The organism is Mycobacterium sp. 1245801.1, from assembly GCF_001673055.1.
Lineage (GTDB): Bacteria > Actinomycetota > Actinomycetes > Mycobacteriales > Mycobacteriaceae > Mycobacterium > Mycobacterium europaeum_A.
Map to the genome: position 1 here is coordinate 1 of NZ_LZKY01000373.1, position 914 is coordinate 914.

Below are 914 nucleotides of genomic sequence, written 5' to 3' on the forward strand. Positions count from 1 at the left end.
GCCGACCAGCTGACCCCGGCGATCAACCTGGGGCTGGTGGAGTTCGCGGCCAACGCCACGCTGCTGGTGCCGCCGACGACCAACCGCGGCGCGGTGAAGGCGGGCATCGACAGCTTGGCGCCGGCCCCGAAAACCGCTACCGGGGAAGGCATTTTCACCGCGCTACAGGCGATCGCGACGGTCGGCTCGGTGATGGGCGGCGGCGACGGTCCGCCGCCGGCCCGCATCGTGCTGGAGTCCGACGGCGGCGAGAACAAGCCTTCCAATCCCAGCGATCCGCACGACGGCGTCTACACGGCGGCGCGGCTGGCCAAGGACGAGGGCGTGCCGATCTCGACGATCTCGTTCGGCACGAAGGGCGGCGAGATCGAGATGGACGGGCAGCGCATCGCCGTCCCGGTCTCGACCGACCAGATGAAGATGGTGGCCAAGCTGTCCGGCGGGCAGTCGTACACCGCCACCACCCTGGGCGAGCTGGAAAAGAGCTACAACGCCATCGAGAACGAGATCGGCTACCGCACGGTGCCGGGGCCGGGCAGCTCCGGCTGGCTGCGGCTGGCCGTGCTGACCGCCCTGATCGCGACCGCGCTGGCACTGCTGATCAACCGGCGCCTGCCCAGCTGACTCAGGCGGGCAGCCTGCGGTTCAGCAGGAGCCCGGCCAGGATGGCGCCGGCCAGGACGAACGCGCCGAGCAGCATCCAGGCCAGGCTGGCGTCGCCCTTCACGGTTTCGTAGCCGATCTGGCGCTGCAGCGTCGAGTACACGTTCTTCAGCGAGTCCAGGCTGTCGGCGTGGAACGACTGGCCGTCGGTGATCTCGCAGATCTTCTGCAGGGTCTGGTCGTCCACCGGAACCGGGATGGTGGCGCCCTCGTAGTCGACGGTGCCGTACGGGGTGCCGAACGAGATCGTC

2 pseudogenes are annotated in these 914 nt (G+C 69.4%); one reads left to right on the forward strand and one right to left on the reverse strand.

Annotated features, from left to right (window positions below):
* Positions 1-624, forward strand: a pseudogene (locus tag A5622_RS23775) (VWA domain-containing protein); the annotation flags it as partial.
* Position 625: 1 nt separating this feature from the next.
* Here A5622_RS23775 and A5622_RS23780 read toward each other — a convergent pair.
* Positions 626-914 (reverse strand): annotated as a pseudogene (locus A5622_RS23780) (hypothetical protein); the annotation flags it as partial.